Consider the following 19,427-nt stretch of genomic DNA (forward strand, 5'->3'; position numbering starts at 1 on the left):
CCTCTCCTAAGCTACTAATTAGATTGTACCCATTGTAGCAATGGAGGGGCGGTAAGCGTTATCAAAATCATGACCTCTTGGACCCTTCGGAGTCAAAAATCCTCACTTCTTATCTTCGACATCGTCTTCACCGTAGTTCCAGGCATTCCGGTCTTTCCGAAGACGATATTCCACCGGCGTGCTGCCTGTATACTTCTTGAATAACATATGAAAATATTGCCTGCTGCCCACACCCACATAATCCGATATTTCATGGATGGGGATATCCGTCTGCTCCAGCAGCATCTTGGCCTTTTCCATTCGGATCGTTGTCAGGTACTCGGTTATCGTCCTGCCTGTCCCTCTGCGGAATACCCGGTGCAAATAGCCGGGATGCAGATTCACTTCCGCAGCTACGTCCTTCACCTGAATCTGGCGGTCATAGTTCTGATGCAAATAATCGACGCTGCGTTTAATATAGAAGTCGCTCTGCTGCATGTCGCTGCGTTCTCTTTCTTCATACAAACGGGCGATGCATACCAGCAGCTGTATAAACAACGCATGCGTCATCATCCTGCCGTCGGTACCTCTCTGATCGAGCTCAAGCACAAGGCTTTTCAGCACCGGATATACCTCCTCCTGATCAGCCAGAACCAAATAGCGGAACGGCCGCTTTAAGAGAAAAGATACCTCTTCTTCTTCTCCGACGATATGCCTTAAAGATGGCGCCTTCCCTTCACTTTCCATAGAACCGAATTCCACGTTCAGCATTCGGCATGAGGCTGCCTGATCCACGATTAACCGATGCGGAACACCGGCATCCAGCACCATGAATTCTCCTTTCTTCAAAATGACGCTCTTCTCCGTATCGCCTGCCTTCACGTCAATCCGGCATACTCCGGAAATCATATACATGATTTCGGTTGAATCATGCTGATGGTAGGGCATTTCATAATTCATCCACTGTTTATAATAATAGGCATAAAAGCGCGGGACATAATCCCCCTCTTCCAGCATTTGCTGAAACAAGCTGCCGTTCACAACCACTCCTCCTCCCCTTTGTCATAAGCAGAACAGCATTCGGTTTATAAAAAACGCCCATCGACGCCATAAACTTACAGAACTCGGTGACCACGGCTACGCGCATATAAAAAAGCCTGGCCCTTAGGCCAAGCTTATCATCATTATGGCAGTGGTGCTACGAGATTTTGAAAGCGGAGACGGTATGGTTCAACTCTTCGGCAAGCTCGGCAAGCGATTGTGCCGTTGCAGCCGATTCCTCGCTTGTAGCCGCCGTTTCCTCGGTGGACGAAGAGATCGTCTCGATCGCCGTCGCCACCTCGGCGGCCTGGGCCGCCTGCTCCTCGCTGGCGGCGGCAATATCCATGACTTTGCCTGCCGACTCGTTCACCATGCTTGTAATATGGGCAAAGGCTTCGCCGGCTTTTTCCGTATGGATGACGCCCTGATGCACCGCCTCCACGCTATCGGCCGTATTCTTCTGCATGCCTTTGATAATGTCGGCAATCTGCTTCGTGGCTCCTCCGCTTCGTTCGGCAAGTTTGCGCACCTCATCCGCCACCACGGCGAACCCTCTCCCTTGATCCCCTGCGCGTGCAGCCTCGATCGTGGCGTTGAGCGCAAGCAGATTGGTCTGCTTGGCGATATCGTCGATTACCTCGATGATTTCGCCGATCCGCTGGGAGTCTGTCTCTAGCTTGGCAACATGCTCGCGTATCCGATTCATGCCTTCCACCGACTGCTGGACGATTCCGCTGCCTTCCGCTGCAATCCCGGAAGTCTGGTTCACGAGCTCGGACGCTGCCGATGCATCGCTTGCAACGGAATTGATGGCATTGGACCATTCCTGAAACAATTCGCTGACCGTTTGCACGGATTCAGCTTGGCTGCTGCTGCCCACCGCAAGCTCCTCGGCACCGGCCGACAGCTGCTGCGAAGCGGCGGCAACCGAGGATGCATTCATATTCACTTTGCCTATCATTTCCCTCATGCTCTCCAGCAGTTGAGCGAATACCCGGGACAGCGTTCCGATTTCATCCGCCCTGCGAAGATAATCCGCCGGAACCTCCTTCGTGAAATCTCCCTTGGACATGGATTCGCCGATCGCTACAGAAACGCCCAGCGGTTTCACGATGGATCTCGTTAACAGGATTACGATGGCCGCCAAGGCTGCCAAGGTGATCACGCCTGCCGCTATGATGGAGATGATCAAGGCATCCGAATTCGCGGTAATCTCGTCCATCGGAATAATGATGGCAGCCGACCATGGCGTTTCGGTCAATCCGGTCTTAATCGGCGTATACAGCTTGTACAGAGCGGTGTCTTCCTCGGTATAGACATCCCCTTCCCGAATGGCATCCAGTATGAGAGGAACCGTCTTGCCAGGATAGGCTTCTTCCAGCTTCTGTCCCATCAATCCGTCCTCCGGCGACGTTACGATCACGCCGGTATTCGAATAAATATGCGCATACCCCGTATCAAATAATCGGAATTGCTCCATGACGCTTTGCAGATGTGCGAGGGATATATCGACGCCCACTACGCCGACGGTCTTGCCGTTATCGATAATCGGCACGACGAGCGACGTCATCATGACATCCTCGTTGCCTACTTTGAACTCGTACGGATCCATAATGATCTCTTTGCCGCTGTTCTTCGCCAGAAGATAGAAGTCGCCTTCCCCTTCCTGCTCGTAATCCTCTATAATCGAACGCTCCAGACCTGCTTCCGTCCTTGCCCAGTAGGACATCATGCGTCCCGAATGATCGCTGCCGAGTTTGTTTCGGTAATCGTTATCCCGGCCGTCAAAAGCATCCGGCTCCCATAACGTCCAGATTCCTTTCCAGGACGGATTATCCTCCAGGTTTCTTCTCAATATTTCATTAACGGCTTGACGATTCGTTGTGTCGGTCTCTTTCATGCCAACGAAGCTTACGGCCAAAGTACGTGCAGAGTTCATGACATCGTCAAGCTCGGCCTGAACCAGCGCGCCGATCTTCTCACTCGTTGTCACTGCAAGCGTCTTGGCCGAATCGAGAGCTTCTTCCGTTGTCGTCATGCTGATATAGGTCATCATGCTGCCTAAAAATATTGTGATTGCTCCCAAAATAATAAGCAGCATGCGACTTTGAAGTTTCATCGCAAACAAAGATTTCCATCGTTTCATTATGAGTCACCCTCGCTTCTTCCGGCTGTTAAATCATTCCACTCTTCTTCAAGCTGCGCCAAAACTTCCTCAATCTCTTCCCGTGACAAGAGATCATCGACGCCATATTCAAATAGGTCCTTTGTCATGCCGCGAGTTACCATCCTTCCTACTTACAGACTATATCCATCCAGTAACATAAGCATATACACTTGCTTACCGTTCGTAACCGAAATTCTCTTGCGTGCTCACGCAAGAATTTTGCGGGATGCCTTTGCGGTTTATTGTCGAATCTTTACGAAATGAATAGGAATCATGTCGAAACATGCTTTTTGATATCGTCTGAACTTATAGAAAAAAGACCGAGTTTATCAGCTCATCTGGACAAAATCGGAATCCGACAGAATCCCCATTTGCTTCGCTTTCAGCGCAGCCTCTATGCGTGACTTCACATTCAACTTTTGAAACAGGTTGGTTAAGCAGTACTCCAGCGAACGCTGGCTCATAATAACCGTCCCCGCAATTTCCTTATTGCTCTTTCCCCGAGCGATTTCCTTGAGAATGCTGTATTCTTTATCGGTTATAGACTGGGCTGCCGGCGCACCCGCCGTCCGTTCCGGGCCATTCGCGGTCACGCGGCGGAGCTGCTTCACAAGTGTCAACGGAAGAACCACTTCGCCTCGCAGCGCACACCGAACGGCCGTCACCAGCTGCTCTTTGCCTGACGTTTTCGAGACAAAACCAGCCAGTCCCGCCTCCATGATCAGGTTAAAATGATTGCTGACTTCAAAGCCCGTATAGATCAGCATCACCGCGTTCGGAGCGATCCGGAGGATCTGCTTGGCCAAATCGATTCCGTTTATCCCCGGCATATGCATATCGATCAGCATCACGTCAAAGCGCTCCGTATTGACCAGTTCCAGCGCGCGCTCCGGCGTATTCGCAAGCTTGACGAACATATCCTTTTCCTGTTCGAGCAGCACCTTGGTTCCCTCCATCACCGAGGGATGGTCATCCACCAATAAAATATCGATCTTCATAACCCTCATGACTCCTTTAGTCTGGTATCTTGTTTGCTGCTTTGCCGGTATCCATGCTTACTTTGCCGTTATCGATATATAGACAGCCAGCCCCCCGCTCTCCGATGAGTCGAACTGGATTTTGCCGTTCATGCTTCTCACCCTTTCCTTCATGCCGCCGATTCCCATACTGTTGAATTGATCCGGCTTCTGGCTGGGATCAATTCCGACTCCGTTATCTTCATAACTCAGATTGACCTCATCCGACTGGGTGGACAAACGAAGCTTTACCTCCGTCGCATTGGAATGCTTCGTGGCATTCGCCAGCAGCTCCTGAACGATCCTGTACAACCCGATCAAATGGTCGTCACTGATATCATCAACGAAGCTCGAGCAGTCGAACTGTATGGAGTAATTGGTGCGGAGCTGGGTGAATTCAAACAATGCCTCAAGCGAACGTTCCAGCCCCTCTTCCTTCAGCAGCGGTGGGCGAAGCTCATTGCACGTAATTCGGATCTGATAAATGACATCCAGAAGCCCCTGCTCAATCTCCTCCAGCTGTGGACGCAGATGTTCCGGCAGATCAAGATCCGATGTAATCTGATTCAATTTCCTGTACCAGATAATCTGTTCCTGGAGCGCGGCATCGTGAAGATCCTGGGACAGTCGCTTCCGCTCATTCTCGGAGAGATGCAGCATCAGCCGCAGCAGCCAAAGGGGCATGATCTGCTGTGAGGATCCCAGCTTCTCCAGCTCCCTCGTCAAGTCCTCAATCACGCGAAAATTATCGTACAGGACGCTTGCATAGCGGGTAATCGTCTCCAGCCATATTTTCTTGGCCTGAATCAGGAGCAGCGGAGTCTCGCCGCCGATGCAGACGATGCTGCTGTCCCCGTTCATCTCCCCGATCTTGACGAAATATCCGTCGCACGTCTCAAACAGCTTACAAAGCGGAACATGCTCGGGACCGCATTTATGGATCGAATGAAGCACCCTTTGCGGCAGTTCCTTGCTGCCGCCTTGAATCTTGATATGCAGGCTGTGGTGGTTGATCCGGATCAGGCTCACCCGGTCCGTTCCCAGCACTTTCCTGATCTCCTGCACGATCCGGGCGTTCAATTCGCTGATCTTCACCATCCCGAACAGATCGGAGGAGAATTGATCCAGGCTCATCTGAAGCCTGAAATACCGGTCCTCGCTCTCCCGGACAAGCCGCTCTGCAGCAATCCGCTCCCGTTCGGCCTGCTTCTGTTCCGTTACATCCCGAATAATGGTAAGTGCCGTATTATCGCCTATATAAGGGATCGGCGTCGTGATGGCCTCGATATCGATGATCATTCCATCCAGCCGGACCAGCTTATTTCCCGCGAGCTCGGAGGTATTCCCGCTTTCGTACACATGTTCAACCTCAGACGTCACGAACTCGAGCTGGTCGGAAGGAATCACGTCCTGGAAGGAGGTGCCGTCCAATTGCGCGATGTCCCTGATTCCCAATAAGGATAAGCCAGCGGGATTCGCATAAATGTAAGAAAAATCGGAGTGCAGGAACATCGCGACCGGTGCGATATCCAGAATGTGGCGGTTGATACGGTCGCTCTCCATCAGAGCCCGTTCCGCTGATTTGCGGGCGGTAATATCCTCGAAGAAAATTTCAATGGCGTCCGATTCCTCGTCATACAGGGCCGTCGCCACGACATCGACCCGCTCTCCGTCCACCCGCTTTATGGATAACTCCTCGGGAACGACCCGCCTGCTGCGAATCAGCTGCGTGAGCCGTTTGCGTGCCCACTCCTCATAGGGATCAAACACCCAGTCCCAAGGATCGGTGCCCAGGATATTGTCGGGTCCAGCGGCACCAAGGATCCGAAGTCCGGCGGGATTCACGTACATCAGCTTGCGTTCTTTGCACACTGCGATGGCAATAGGCGATAATTCCACGAGGCGGCGATACCGGTTCATGCTTTCCTTGAGCGCCTGCTCCATCTTCTTGCATTCCGCCATATCATACAGCGCCTCTTCCATGCGGAATCGGGTGGTGATGTCAATGGCAATGCCATCGGTCCGGACGATTTGCCCGGACTCATTCATCGTCGGAATCATTTTCACCTGAACCCAGCGTACGTCGCCCTCCGCATGGAGGATGCGGTATTCGGTATGAACGGCCTCGCCTTTCCGAAGCTTGTCAACCAAGGATCGGAACAGCGCCATATCCTCGGGATGGATCATCGTTTCCCAGGAGAGCCCGTCCGAGAAATCGCGATGCGAATAACCCGTGATTTTATGAAAAGCCAAGGATGTATTTTGTATGGTCCTGGTGCCGACATCGTACGACCAAATCCCGACATCCAGCGTAAGCAGCATATCGTCAAGCATGCGGAACCTGCTCTCGGCCATGTCCAAGGCCCGATGGCTTAACTTCCGTTGATAGCCACATCTGTATAAGATAATCAAAAAAAGAATTGTCATGGCGGTCAACACCAAAACGGTTGCCCCCAAGAAGTAGCTGTGCATGATGTTTGATAGTCTCCTTATGAAGCATACACGCAATTCACGACAGGGCTTTGCGTTATGCCGAATGCAGGCTGCGGGACGCCCAATGGCAGCCATATCATTTATCGGCAGATCCTTCACAAATGCGAAGATCAGGAACTAAGAAATTTTATGTCACGTTTCTGAGTGTCATATCTGCGAAAATACACGAAGCGCCAGTGGTCCTATGCATGTGCATGCCCTAAGTGAAAAGGGTCGATCGACGTACATGCCAAGATGACAGACTACGTATCGAAGGGAGTTTTCTTGCGTGTTCAGGAGGGTAAACACCTGTGGAGGTATCCCCGTTCCTTGTCTCTTGCCAAAATAAAAGCTCGAAGCCGTTTCTCGCTTCGAGCCTTCCATAAGCTTTACATAGCTAACCTTATGCCAAATCCCACTCGGAATGGATCTTGGGCACATCCGATATCAGCTGCTGCGTATACGGATGCTGCGGATTCAGGATAACCTCTTCCGCAGGTCCGCGCTCCACGACTTTCCCCTGTTCCATAATATACAGCGTATCGCTTACATAATAAGCAAGCCCTACGTCATGGGTAATAAATATAATTGTCATGTTGTTCTCATCCCGCAGCTTCAAGAGCATATCAAGGATCGTGGACCGCGAGCACGCATCGACCATGGAGGTCGGTTCATCCGCAATAAGCAGCTTCGGATGAAGCATGAAAATCCGGGCGATCATCAAGCGCTGCATCTGCCCGCCGGACAATTCGAACGGATATTTATTGTGCAGCTCTTCGAATTTTAGATTGACGAAGGAACACGCTTCCTTCATCTTGCGGAATTGCTCCTCCTTCGTCAGTTTATCTCCCTGCAGCTTAATGCAGTCGAGCAGCAGCTTCTCGACTTTGTAGAACAGGTTGAACGAAGAGAACGGATCCTGGAAAATCGCCTGAATGTTCTTCCAATAGCGTTTGCGGTCTCCATGCCGCTTCAGCCGTCTCGGCTTGCCCATATATTCAATCGTCCCGCTGCTCTCTTTCAGCAAGCCCATGATCATTTTTGCCAGCGTCGTTTTGCCGCTTCCGCTCTCGCCGACAATCGATATGATTTCGCCTTCATGAAAGGTAAAGCTGACATCCTCCACGGCGGTTGTCTTCTGCTTCCCGTATCCGAACACCTTCGTGAGGTGTTCTCCCCGAATCAGTACGTCATTCCCCTTCATTCGCATACCACTCCTTAAGCACATCAGGCTCCACGATGCACCTATAGATTCGATCCCCCACGGTCCGGGACGTTATCTTGCCCTTCCGGCAGGCATCCTGCACATAGGAGCAGCGGTCGGCGAACCGGCAGCCCTCCGGCACGTTCTTCAGATTGGGCGGGGTCCCCGGAATGGCGGCAAGCTTATGGCCCTTCATGCCCTCCTCGGGCACGATGATGGAGCCCATCAGCTTTTTCGTATAAGGATGGATCGGGTCAAATATCATTTGCTCTGCGGTTCCCCGCTCCACGATTTCCCCCGCATACATGACGATGATGTCATCCGTTACATGATAGAGCAGCGGCAGCTCGTGCGTGATGAAGACAAGGGATTGGATAAAGCCGCGGTCCAGCAGGCTCTTCAGCAGCTTGATTACCGCTTTCTGCGAGGTTACGTCCAGAGCCGAGGTCGGTTCGTCCGCAATCAGCACTTTCGGATTCAGAATGGTGGAAATCGCGATGACCGTTCTCTGCTTCATGCCCCCCGACAGCTCGTTCGGATAGGAGTTCAGCACCTTGGTCGACAAATTCAAGGTCTCGAACCGCTCCGCCGCCATATCCCACACCTGCTTCTTGTTCAGCTCGGGGCGGTGCTCCTTCATGATATCCTCGATGAATCGAATGATTTTGAGCGTAGGATTCAGGGCATTCATGGCCGCTTGCGGAATATACGATATCTCTCTTCCCGACACCCGGGAACGAAGCTGTTCCTTGCCAAGCTTCATAATGTCCGTGCCGTTGATGACAATCGAGCCGCTGCCGAAATGCAGCGGCGGATAATAGAATCCCATCAGGCTGAGGGCAAGGGTCGATTTGCCGCAGCCGGATTCGCCGGCAATGCCAAGCGTCTTCCCCTTCTCGAGCGAGAAGCTCACGCCGTCTACGGCATATACATGCTCCTTCAGCCGGGTACGGTAAAAGGTTTTCAATTCGTTAACTTCCAATATATTTGTGCTCAAGGCCCCATCAGCTCCTAATCTTCGGATTGAATATTTCGTCCATGCCGGTGTTCATCATGTACAAGGAGAAGGTGATGATGGCGATGGAAATCGCCGCCGGGATAAAGGCCCACCAGGCCCCGGCAACCGGCGCTTCGAAGACGAGCGCCCAATTCATGATGATGCCGAGGGAAATCGTGTTGTAAGGGCCGAGTCCCAGCATCGAAATGGAAGCCTCAGAGAGAATGCCCGATGCCGTCTGCAGCACGAAAGCCATCACGACATAGGAGGCGATGTACGGCAAAATCTCCGAGACAATGATGCGCGGCGTGCTGTACCCGGATATTTTCGCGATGTTCACGTGATCCCGGTTTCGCAAAGAGGAGGTTTGCGCCCTTACGGCCCTGGCCGTCCAGGGCCAGCTGGTGATGCCGATGATGACCGCCGTGACAAACGAGCTGCGCGAATCGATGCTGACCGAGATCAATATCAGGATGACAAAGGAAGGAATCACGATGAAAATGTTGGTGATCGCGGTCAGCAGATTATCGATCATGCCTCCGATATAACCTGAGGCTAACCCGATCACAAGGCCGATCACGGTAGCAAAGACGCCGGCTATCAGCCCCACCTGCAGGGAAGTCCGAATGCCGTAGATCAATTCAAGAAATAAGTCCCTGCCGAAGTTATCCGACCCCAGCAGCAGCTTCGAGTCCGGCGGCTGATAGGCCAGCGCGATCATCTCCAGCGGGTCATTGCGGTTAAAGAGCGGGTAGATCAGCACCATGCCGATCATGGCCAGCAGCATGCAGGCTCCGAACATAAACTTTGGCGATTTGATCAATATGCGAAAGGAACTGTTCATATTATTGATCCTCCATCTGAGCGGCCTTGATTCTCGGATCGATCCAGCCGTAGATTAAGTCAATCGTAAAGTTGGCCAGCAGCACAGCCAGAGCGATCAAGAGGGTGCAGCCCGAAATTAACGGATAATCGAGCTGACGGATCGCCGTGAACATCCAGGTTCCGATTCCAGGATAACTGAACACGATCTCGCAGATCAGAGAGCCGCCCACCATCGTGCCGATGGATAACGCCAGTCCCGTTATCTGGGGCAGCATGGCATTCCGGAATACATATTTCGCGATCTTGGAATCCCGTATCCCGAGCAGCTTGCTGTACAGCACATAATCCGAATTCAGTTCATAGATGGACATCTCGCGCATGCCGATGGCTTGACCGCCGATGGTCACCAGCACGATCGACAGGAACGGAAGCGTGTGATGCCGAAGCACCGAAGCGAAGAATTCAAAGCTGAGCGTCGGCACCATCTGATAGTCGTAGCCGCCATGCAGCGGAAACCAGTTCAGGGACAGCGCGAACACGTACAGCATGATGATGGCCAGCGTGAAGAACGGAATGGAATTCACGAATAAAGCCACCGGAAAAATCACTTTATCGAACACGCCCTTGCGGTATGCCGCAACGGCGCCAAGCACGTTGCCGATGATCCAGCCAACCAGGATGGCCGGAAGCTGGAGACCGATCGTCCACGGCACTGCCGAGGCCAAAATCTCCGTGACCGGTTTCGGATACAGCCCGAACGAAGTGCCCAGGTTGCCGGTCGCCAAATTTTTCAGATAGATGAAGAATTGTTCCCATAAAGGCTTATCGATGCCGAACTCCACGAGAAAGGTCTCATAGACCCGCTTGATCGTATCGCTGTCGGTCATCCCCTGCGTCATCTCGGACACGATCATGCTGACCGGATTCCCCTCAATCATCCGGGGCAACAGAAAGTTTAGCGTAACGGCGATTACCAGCGTCAGAAAATACCAGAAGAACTTCTTGACGATATATTTTCCGTAAACACTCAAGCAGCTCACCCCCATGAATCGCACCTTCGAATTTGGTGGAAAAGAGACCTATATCAGGGGTGCTAATCCGCCAATACAGGTCTTCGTTCATTGAGTTATATCGCTCAGTTATGAATCTGATACAGCGACTTGATGCCGGCCCCATCCATTGAAATTTGAGGAGGGATGTTGCTGCCGTCCCCTTCGGTCGGGAAGCCCTTCCAGACCGATTCATTAACCGTATCGAATACCCATGGACGATACATGAGCGGAATCGACGGAATATCCTTCAACCAGATTTGGGTCAATTCGGTGTAGAGCGCTTTCAATTCGGCTTCGTCCGAAATGGTAGGAATCTTCTCGATGATGGCATCCGCCTGATCGTTCTTGTATCGGCCCCAGTTGTAGAATGCCATTTCGCCCATTGGCGCAACGCCTTTGGAGTACATGATGGTCATGGCGCGGTTCCACGGCTGGCTCGGGCTGACTCCGCCCGCAGGCGTGTTCATGATAATGTCGAACTTGCCGGTCTGAAGATCATTGGTCCATACCGGCGCTTCCGGGAATTTGGTCCGAATCTCGATGCCGATCGCTTTCGCGTTCTGGGCGACGATCTCAAGCGCCGCATTCCAATCCGACCAGCCGTACGGACACTCAATCTCAAACGGACCCAGTCGGGTACCGTTCAGAACGCGGATGCCGTCTTTCCCTTTCGCGGCGCCGATGGAATCAAGCAGCGCATTGGCCGCCTCCACGTCCGTTGTCCACTGGAGCGGTTTGATGGCCGCCTGGTCCACATATTTTGCTTCGGCCTCCGTATTGAGCGTCAATGACGGCTCCATCGGGGCGGAGTAGCCGCTGATGGCCAGCTCCGAGATTTTGCCGTAGTCGATCGCCATGGCAATCGCTCTGCGGACATCCGCATTGTCGAGTCCTTCCTTCGTCATGTTGAAGAAAATCGACGGCATGGAGCCGGGCACATAATAAGGCGCCTCTTTGATATAGGTTTTGACCGGAGCCCCGCCTTCCCACATTTTCCATACCTGCGGAATAAACTGCTGCGATACGTCGACCTGGCCGCTCTTGAATGCCAGATCGCCCGCGGCATTATCTTTATAGATGACATGGGTGATGTACTTTGGAGCCGGCAGCTTGCCGAAGAGCGCCTGGCCCCAGTAGTTATCGTCCCGTATAATCGTGATTTTCTGGTCATTGTAAAAATACATTTTATATGGCCCCGTTCCGATCGGGTCCTCGTTGACTTCCTTCCGAATGGTGGCAAGATCGTTATTGGCTTTCTTCTCGACCTCTTCCCAGACATGTTTGGGCAGCATCGGCATGATCTCAATGCTGTCGAGCACCGTCAACTTGTTCGGATTGTCTTTATTGAGTGTAATGTTTACCGTTTGCAGTCCGTCTGCCGTTACGTCCTCGATGTACGTCCAGAAGCTGCTCCAGTTGATGTCATACTTTTTGCCAAGCTGGTAGGTATAGACGACATCGTCGGATGTGAACGGCTTGCCGTCGCTCCATTTGGCATCCTGGTTCAGCTCGATCCGCAAATTAAGATCGTCGGTCCATTCGTACTTGGTCCCAAGCAGCGGCTCTAACTCGCCTGTGAGCTGGTTGACCATAAACAACGTTTCATACACCAGTTCCCTCGAATTTCCGTAGTTGATCGGAAACGCCGGGTTTCCGCTAAGCAGGTTGAAATTCGTGGGCGCTCCCCATTGCAAGCCGTTCACATAAAGCGTTTCGTTTCTCGGCGTTGCTTTCGCATCGCCCTGCGGTGCCGGTTCTTCGCTTCCTCCGGGCGTCTTAACTTCTTCATTAGGCGGAGGTGTTTCTGATGCTGTCGGCGGCGGCGTCACGCTTTGGCATCCGGCGACAAAAAAAGACGCGGCCAACAATAGAATGAACATGGGTCTCAGAACGATTTTCAGCTTCACTTGTGAACCCTCCCATTCATGGAAATGTGTTCTCACTTAAGTGCTGAGTATCCGAGTCGAACATCGGTTGTCTGCAAGCGCTTTCTTGATGGATTTATATGTGCCTCTGTTCAATCTGAGTACGAATTATTTTTTTTGTCATTTTTATTCAAGCCTCAAGGATTTTTCCATTTGACGTCGAACTTGAATGGACATGGTAATCTAGCGGACGATCCGATACTCTTCAAAGGGGTGGGCCTACTGCCTGTGATCAAAGATGTTTTGCTGCAGTTGTTGTTTGCATTGATGCCTTTTGTTGCATACAACATCTATTACAGAAAACTGACAGTCAACTATTCCCGTAATTTCATCATTGTCATTTGTTCGCTGTGCATGCTGCTGTCCATGACCTTTGCTTCGTCTGTCCAAAGCGGGCTGATCTTTGACGTGCGGTATGTCATTATGTTCTTCGGCATGCTGTTCGGAGGGTTCCTGACAGGGGCAATTCTGCTCGTGGAATTTCTAATCTACCGGTTGTACATTGGCGGATCCGGCATGATCGACGCCATTATAATCTTGATCTTTACGTTCCCGCTGTCCGTTCTGCTGTCATTCCTGTATCACCGAAGCAAACACAAATTATGGATCATTTTTATAGCCGGCATCAGCTTCTCGGTCCTTCCGCTCCTGGTGCTCTATATAACCAAACCCGACTACATCATGAATTACTTTGTTTTTAATATTTTTGCCATGCCGGTTCATAACTCGCTCGGGATATGGCTTCTCGTGACCCTGTTTAACAAATCCGTATCCGACAAGGAGCTATATCTGCGGTATATCCAGAATGAAAAAGCCGAAGCCGTGAATCATGTCGCCGCCTCCCTTGCCCATGAGGTCCGCAATCCGCTGACCACCGTGCTGGGGTTCCTGCAATTGATCAAAAGCGGCACGTTCCCTCCGGAAAAGACCGAACGATTCCTAGAAATCAGCATGGAGGAAATTCGCCGAACCGAACAGATCTTGTCCGAATACCTCTCGATCAGCAAGCCTCACTTGCCGTTTCAGCAGCGAATCGAGCTTGCCGCCCAAATCAAGTCCGTCGTTGAGCTTATGACTTCATATGCCAATATGAGCAACGTCACCCTCAGCACGGACTCCCCCCAGTCCAATCTCTACATTTCGGGGAGTCCCGCAGAGCTCAAGCAGCTGCTGGTCAACTTTATTAAGAATGCGATCGAGGCGTGCAAAGACGTCGACAACGGCATGGTCAACATTACCGTCTATGAAGAAACGGAGCAGGTGGCCGTGGAAATCAAGGACAACGGGATCGGCATGACACCCGAGCAGCTAAGCCGTCTCGGTTCGATCTACTATTCCACCAAAATGAGCGGCACCGGACTTGGGCTCACCTTCTCCTATCAAGCCATCCGCGCCATGAACGGAAGCGTCTCGGTACGAAGCTCGCCAAGATCGGGAACCGTGTTTCTCATCACGCTCCCGCGCGCGAAACTGAACCCGTAAGAGATGACGCACGAGGTCCGTTAACGAAAAAGAGAGGCGTCTTTCCGGGCGAAAGAGCGTCTCTCTTTTATTGGGCTTGCAGCATAATTTCTTTAGCCTCAAAACTTCTGTTGTTTTTGCTTATGTTCAACGGCTTTTTTAACGTGATGCGGATAAGATCGCCTTCCTTTAGCTCATCCAGCGTGATAGCTCCTCCTCCACTTGCCTTCAGGGAAGTCGCTTCGGTGACCAGCACCTCACAGTGGTACCCCTCATCCGTGTGATTCTTCCGGTTACGATTCACTTCGTCGGAGCAGTCCACGGCAATCCTGTCGTCTTCCAGCGAATAAACCGCGGACTCGAACACCGTTACATCACGGGCACATCCTGCCGTAAACAGGAACAGCAGGCACATAAATAGCCTCAGCTTCATACCGCAAACCTCCATATACCTGCTTAAGCAGTTTTCATAAACATAAAGCGACAGGTACGTGTCATCATTAAGTTTAGTGTAACATCGGCCCGTCCATTGCGCTTCAAAAAAACGCAAGGAGCGGGGAGGATCCCCTGCTCCTTGCGTTACTTCGTTCATCCATTCTTCCTTACTGGTATTTAGGCAGCCAGTCTCCGTGCGCTTCGATCAAGTCGTCGCACAGGCTCTTGATGTCATCCATGGACAATTCGGCGGCCGTATGCGGATCCAGCATCGCCGCATGATAGATATGCTCCTTCTTGCCGGTTGCCGCGGCTTCCAGCGTCAGCAGCTGGGTGTTGATATTGGTGCGGTTCAGCGCGGCACACTGCGGAGGCAGATCGCCGACATAGGTCGGCGTCACGCCGCTGGCATCGACCAGACACGGAACTTCGACGCAGGCTTCCTTCGGAAGGTTCGTGATCAGTCCCGTATTCATCACATTGCCGCCGATTTTGAACGGCACATTGGTCTCGATTGCTTCCAAAATGTAGGAGGCATATTCATGGGAGCGGTTGTGCTTCAGATCCTGGTTGTTGACCAGATCCTCGCGCATCGCCTTCCAGCCCTCGATTTGGTTCACGCAGCGCCGCGGGTATTCATCCAGCGGGATGTTAAAGCGTTCGATCAGCTCCGGATAGTTGCGCTTGATGAAATACGGATGATATTCGGCGTTATGCTCGGACGATTCGGTAATGTAGTAACCGAAGTTCAGCATCATCTCGAGACGGACCATATCATGGTGCTTCTCCTTCTGCTTCTCCGCCGCGCGCTTCTTGATTTCCGGATACAGGTCCACGCCGTCCTTCGTTACCTCAAGCAGCCATGCCATATGGTTGATGCCGGCGATTTTGGCCTGCACGCCTTCCTTGTCTATTCCCAAATTATCGAACAGATGCGGGATGCATGCCTGAACGCTGTGGCACAAACCTACGGTTTGCACGCCGCCCAGCGTGTTCATGGCATTGGTCAGCACTGCCATTGGATTCGTATAGTTGAGGAACAAGGCGTTCGGACAAACCTCCCGCATATCAGCCGCGAAATCCAGCATGACCGGGATGGTACGGAGGTTTCGGAATATCCCGCCGATTCCCACGGTGTCCGCTATCGTCTGTCTTAGCCCGTATTTCTTCGGAACCTCGAAGTCCGTGATCGTGCACGGGTCATAGCCTCCAACCTGAATCGCGTTAATGACGTATTTTGCTCCGCGAAGCGCTTCCTTGCGGTCACCGTATGATTTTACGACACAGGTGCTGCCGCTGGTTTTCTTTATGTTATTCAGCATGTTCTCCGAGTCTTTCAAACGAACGGGGTCAATATCAAACAAAGCAAGTTCAAATCCCTGCAAAGCCGGCGTCTGCATGCAATCACCCAGGACGTTTTTGGCAAATACGGTACTTCCTGCTCCGATGAATGTAATCTTAGACATCAATAAATGCCCTCCTTAAACTCCATAAATTAATACGCTTTCACATGACTAACTATAAGATAATCGGCCTTTTTTGAATATGGAGCAAAACAAGTGCCATATGGACATTTGTCGTGCGATTATGTAATCTAACTCTATCTCATATCCGCTCATCGATCGATATAGCACACGTTTAAGGAGGAGCCAAAAAGATGTCCATTTTGCCGGACCATACCCTTTACACGATTGGCATGAACCCTTCGCCCGGCGGCCATGACCTAAACATTCTGTTCAGCGGCGAAGGCACGCCCGTACCCCGCCACAAAATCGGGCCCATCATCCATGATTACTGCCTTATTCACACCGTCCTGACAGGCCAAGGCGTGTTCGAGTGCGCTGGCACGGTGCATCACTGCCGGGCAGGCGATACCTTCGTGATCCTTCCCGGCGTTCTGTTCAGCTATGAAGCGGACGACCGGAACCCCTGGCACTACAACTGGGTGGCTCTGCAGGAGAAAGGCACCAACCTGCTGCTGGCTGATATGGGCGTTACACCCGTCAGGCCGATTATCCGCTGCACGGAAGAAACCGAACTGAACGCCCTGGCCGAGATGTACCGTCATCTGCGTCTCGGGTTTAACCAATCGGATCACCCTTGGCTGGAGGATCTTCAAGCATCCGGGTGGCTCCGATTGCTGCTCCATAAGCTGGCGATGTTAAACCGCGAGCATCTACCGTCGAGCTCCAATGACGTGCCGGATATTGAGCGGGGCGTGAGACAGACGGAGCGCTGGATTTCGACCCAATATCACCAGCAGCTGTCCATAGATCAGATGGCGAAGGCACTCGGCTATCACCGGGCCCACCTGTCCAAGATGTTCAAACAGCATACGGGCCTTTCGCCCATGCAGTACCTCATGAAGGTACGCATCGAGAAGGCCAAAGCACTCATGAGATCGTCATTCTCCATCCATGAAATTGCCTCCTCCGTCGGTTTCAACGACGCTCTCTATTTCTCCAAGCAGTTCCGCAAATGGACAGGCATGACCCCCAGCGAATATAAGTACAGCCTGGAAAAAAGCTCGAATAAAACATGATCCTGCAAATGAAAAGGAGCTCCCGGCATGAATGCCGGGAGCTCTTCTATAAATAACACCAAGTGCCTTTTAACTTATGCCTGCGCCTCATACAGCTGGACAATCTCGATAATCGTCTTGACGGCCAGTACCATATTGTCGGCGGACACGTATTCATATCGTCCGTGATAATTCTCCCCGCCCGTAAAAATGTTCGGTGTCGGCAGGCCCATGTACGACAGTTGGGAACCGTCGGTCCCCCCGCGGATCGGTTCGATGATCGGCTTGATTCCCAGCTTCTCCATCGCGGTCTGCGCGATGTCGACCACTTCTTTGACCGGCTCGATTTTCTCCCGCATATTGTAATATTGGTCTTTCATCTGAAGCACGATCCGCTCGGCTCCATACTTGTCCTGAAGCTCTTCGACGATGGAAGCCAGCTTGGCCTTCCTGCCTTCGAACAGCTCCCGGTCATGGTCGCGGATAATATAACGAAGCTCGGTCACCTCTACATCGCCTTCGATGGAAGTGAGATGAAAGAAGCCTTCATACCCCTCGGTATGTTCAGGCGCTTCTTCCGCAGGGAGCATGCCGTTCAGCTCCATGGCGATTTTCGCCGCGTTGACCATTTTGCCCTTGGCCGTTCCGGGATGGACATTCTTGCCTTTGCAAGTCACGAGCGCGGCCGCCGCATTAAAGCTTTCGTATTGCAGCTCTCCCAGCGGCCCCCCGTCCATCGTATACGCGTATTTGGCACCAAAGGCCTCCACGTCGAATTTGTGCGGTCCTCTGCCGATCTCTTCGTCGGGCGTGAAGGCCACGCGGATTTTCCCGTGCTTCAGCTCCGGATGCTGGATCAGGTAATTCATCGCCGTCATGATCTCTGCAATGCCCGCTTTATCGTCGGCGCCCAGCAGCGTTGTGCCGTCCGTTGTCACGAGCGTATGTCCTTTGTAACCGCTCAGCTCCGGAAAATCTTGCGGGGAGAGGATCACGTTCTGCGCTTGATTCAAAACGATGTCTTGTCCGTCATATTGTTCGACGATCCGCGGTTTGACGCCGGCACCCGTAAAATCGGTCGCCGTATCGATATGTGCCAAAAAGCCGATGGTCGGGACGGGTTTATCCGTGTTAGCCGGAAGCGTAGCCATCACATAGCCGTTCTCATCCATGGTGACTTCCTGCATGCCGATGCCCTTCAGCTCGTCCACCAGCAGCCGGCCCAGCGTCAGCTGCCCCGGGGTAGAAGGGCAAGTGTGGCTGTTCTCGTCGGATTGCGTATCCATCTGCGCATAGGTAATGAGTCTGTCGATTACTTCTTTTTTCATAAATTCTCAACTCCAATACGTATGGTATGTAAGGTGCACCTCTCAAATCCATCAAGAGTATACCATATTTGCCCGCGCTCAAAAAAATAACCGCTCCCCGAAAACCAGGGGAACGGTCAGGCTATGGCCAAGATGAAACGTTGATTTATTCAAAAGCCGGCAGCGCAATCTCGGAATAGTTCTCCTCGAAGAACTTCTTCACTTCGGGGCTGGTCATCGCCTTCGCAAGCTTCTGAATCGGCTCGGAATCGACGTTATCCTTGCGGGCCACCAGCGTAATGGTGAAATCGGAGTCGTTGCCCTCGGTTACCAGGGCATCCTTCTTAGGCGTCAATCCCAGCGGTTTGGCATAAGCCGGCGTCATGGCCACCATATCGACGTCGTCGAGGGTGCGGGCCAGCATCAGCAGATCCACCTCGGTGAACTTGTATTGATGCGGGTTCTCCACGATGTCGGCCTGCGTCGCTTGGATGCCGACGCCTTCCTTCAGCTTGATCAGACCGTTCTTCTCAAACATCACCAGGGATCGGCCGATGTTGGAAGGATCGTTAGGAATCGCTATCGTTGCGCCATCCGGAAGCTCTTCGATGGTTTTGTATTTTTTGGAGTACGCGCCGAAAACGGCATTATAGATCGGCGTGACCGGAACCAGTTCCGACCCGTTGTTCGCATTGTACTCTTCCATGTACGGTACATGCTGGAAGAAATTCGCGTCCACCTCTTTATGGGCAAGCGCATTGTTCGGCTGCACATTATCGGACAGAATCCGGATGTCCAGATTGATGCCTTCTTCCTTCAGCATCGGCTTCACCAGCTCAAGCACCTCCGTCATCGGCGGAATGAGCGTTGCGACCTTCAGCGTCACTTCTTCTTTCGCTTCGGGCGCCGCGCTCTCCGGGGCTTCGTCCTTGGCTGGCTGCTGCCCGCAGCCCGCAAGCGCAAGCATGAGGGTCAACAGAAGCAGCGATAATTTCTTATTCATTTTAGGTTACCTCCAGGTAAAA

Annotated in this window: 16 protein-coding genes; 2 read left to right on the plus strand and 14 right to left on the minus strand. The window is 52.3% G+C overall.

All coding sequences use genetic code 11. The annotated features are described in order from the left end of the window. Positions 1–102: 102 nt before the first annotated feature. The 10 genes from HMPREF9412_RS11710 to HMPREF9412_RS11750 all read right to left on the minus strand — a co-directional run bounded on the left by HMPREF9412_RS11710 (position 103) and on the right by HMPREF9412_RS11750 (position 12,660). Positions 103–1,020, minus strand: coding sequence for an AraC family transcriptional regulator (locus tag HMPREF9412_RS11710; protein ID WP_009591629.1), 918 nt, complete (start codon positions 1,018–1,020; stop codon positions 103–105). A gap of 157 nt (positions 1,021–1,177) precedes the next feature. After that, the gene (locus tag HMPREF9412_RS11715) at positions 1,178–3,166 is read right to left on the minus strand and encodes a methyl-accepting chemotaxis protein (protein ID WP_009591722.1); all 1,989 of its coding nucleotides are present in this window, start codon (positions 3,164–3,166) and stop codon (positions 1,178–1,180) included. Further along, entirely contained in the window at positions 3,166–3,294 is a 129-nt protein-coding gene (locus HMPREF9412_RS33585; RefSeq protein ID WP_009591659.1) for a hypothetical protein, read from the minus strand. Before HMPREF9412_RS33585 ends, HMPREF9412_RS11715 begins: the two co-directional genes overlap by 1 nt. Positions 3,295–3,516: 222 nt before the next feature. After that, the gene (locus HMPREF9412_RS11720; RefSeq protein ID WP_009591585.1) at positions 3,517–4,185 is read right to left on the minus strand and encodes a response regulator transcription factor; all 669 of its coding nucleotides are present in this window, start codon (positions 4,183–4,185) and stop codon (positions 3,517–3,519) included. A gap of 57 nt (positions 4,186–4,242) precedes the next feature. Beyond that, a complete protein-coding gene (locus tag HMPREF9412_RS11725) occupies positions 4,243–6,537 on the minus strand; it encodes a sensor histidine kinase (RefSeq protein ID WP_009591686.1) in 2,295 nt (764 codons plus the stop codon). A gap of 541 nt (positions 6,538–7,078) precedes the next feature. After that, the gene (locus HMPREF9412_RS11730; RefSeq protein WP_009591620.1) at positions 7,079–7,879 is read right to left on the minus strand and encodes an ABC transporter ATP-binding protein; all 801 of its coding nucleotides are present in this window, start codon (positions 7,877–7,879) and stop codon (positions 7,079–7,081) included. Next, positions 7,866–8,876, minus strand: a complete 1,011-nt coding sequence (locus tag HMPREF9412_RS11735; RefSeq protein ID WP_009591640.1) for an ABC transporter ATP-binding protein — start codon at positions 8,874–8,876, stop codon at positions 7,866–7,868. Before HMPREF9412_RS11735 ends, HMPREF9412_RS11730 begins: the two co-directional genes overlap by 14 nt. 7 nt (positions 8,877–8,883) lie before the next feature. Next, the gene (locus tag HMPREF9412_RS11740) at positions 8,884–9,720 is read right to left on the minus strand and encodes an ABC transporter permease (RefSeq protein ID WP_009591588.1); all 837 of its coding nucleotides are present in this window, start codon (positions 9,718–9,720) and stop codon (positions 8,884–8,886) included. Between the two features lies 1 nt (position 9,721). Continuing rightward, complete coding sequence (locus tag HMPREF9412_RS11745; protein WP_085981266.1) at positions 9,722–10,732, minus strand: ABC transporter permease; 1,011 nt, start codon at positions 10,730–10,732, stop codon at positions 9,722–9,724. Between the two features lie 104 nt (positions 10,733–10,836). Beyond that, positions 10,837–12,660 (minus strand): ABC transporter substrate-binding protein, encoded by a 1,824-nt coding sequence (locus HMPREF9412_RS11750; protein ID WP_009591744.1) that lies wholly within the window; start codon positions 12,658–12,660, stop codon positions 10,837–10,839. A 246-nt stretch (positions 12,661–12,906) separates the two neighbouring features. Between HMPREF9412_RS11750 and HMPREF9412_RS11755 the strand changes: the two genes are divergently transcribed. Continuing rightward, positions 12,907–14,160, plus strand: a complete 1,254-nt coding sequence (locus HMPREF9412_RS11755) for a sensor histidine kinase (protein ID WP_009591665.1) — start codon at positions 12,907–12,909, stop codon at positions 14,158–14,160. 67 nt (positions 14,161–14,227) lie between these two features. Here the strand turns inward: HMPREF9412_RS11755 and HMPREF9412_RS11760 are convergent, their stop codons facing one another. After that, positions 14,228–14,572 carry a hypothetical protein gene (locus tag HMPREF9412_RS11760; protein ID WP_009591724.1) on the minus strand — a complete coding sequence of 115 codons (345 nt, stop codon included), beginning with the start codon at positions 14,570–14,572 and terminating at the stop codon, positions 14,228–14,230. Positions 14,573–14,741: 169 nt separating this feature from the next. Further along, a complete protein-coding gene (locus tag HMPREF9412_RS11765; protein ID WP_009591631.1) occupies positions 14,742–16,040 on the minus strand; it encodes an alpha-glucosidase/alpha-galactosidase in 1,299 nt (432 codons plus the stop codon). A 191-nt stretch (positions 16,041–16,231) separates the two neighbouring features. Here HMPREF9412_RS11765 and HMPREF9412_RS11770 point away from each other — a divergent pair, with 191 nt between their 5' ends. Next, positions 16,232–17,116 carry a helix-turn-helix transcriptional regulator gene (locus HMPREF9412_RS11770; RefSeq protein WP_009591663.1) on the plus strand — a complete coding sequence of 295 codons (885 nt, stop codon included), beginning with the start codon at positions 16,232–16,234 and terminating at the stop codon, positions 17,114–17,116. A gap of 74 nt (positions 17,117–17,190) precedes the next feature. Here the strand turns inward: HMPREF9412_RS11770 and pepT are convergent, their stop codons facing one another. Continuing rightward, on the minus strand, positions 17,191–18,423 hold the full coding sequence (pepT, locus tag HMPREF9412_RS11775; RefSeq protein WP_009591584.1) for a peptidase T: 1,233 nt from the start codon (positions 18,421–18,423) through the stop codon (positions 17,191–17,193). Positions 18,424–18,568: 145 nt separating this feature from the next. After that, entirely contained in the window at positions 18,569–19,405 is an 837-nt protein-coding gene (locus tag HMPREF9412_RS11780; protein ID WP_009591712.1) for a MetQ/NlpA family ABC transporter substrate-binding protein, read from the minus strand. Between the last annotated feature and the right edge of the window lie 22 nt (positions 19,406–19,427).

The sequence above is a fragment of the Paenibacillus sp. HGF5 genome, assembly GCF_000204455.1.
GTDB lineage: Bacteria > Bacillota > Bacilli > Paenibacillales > Paenibacillaceae > Paenibacillus_AQ > Paenibacillus_AQ lautus_A.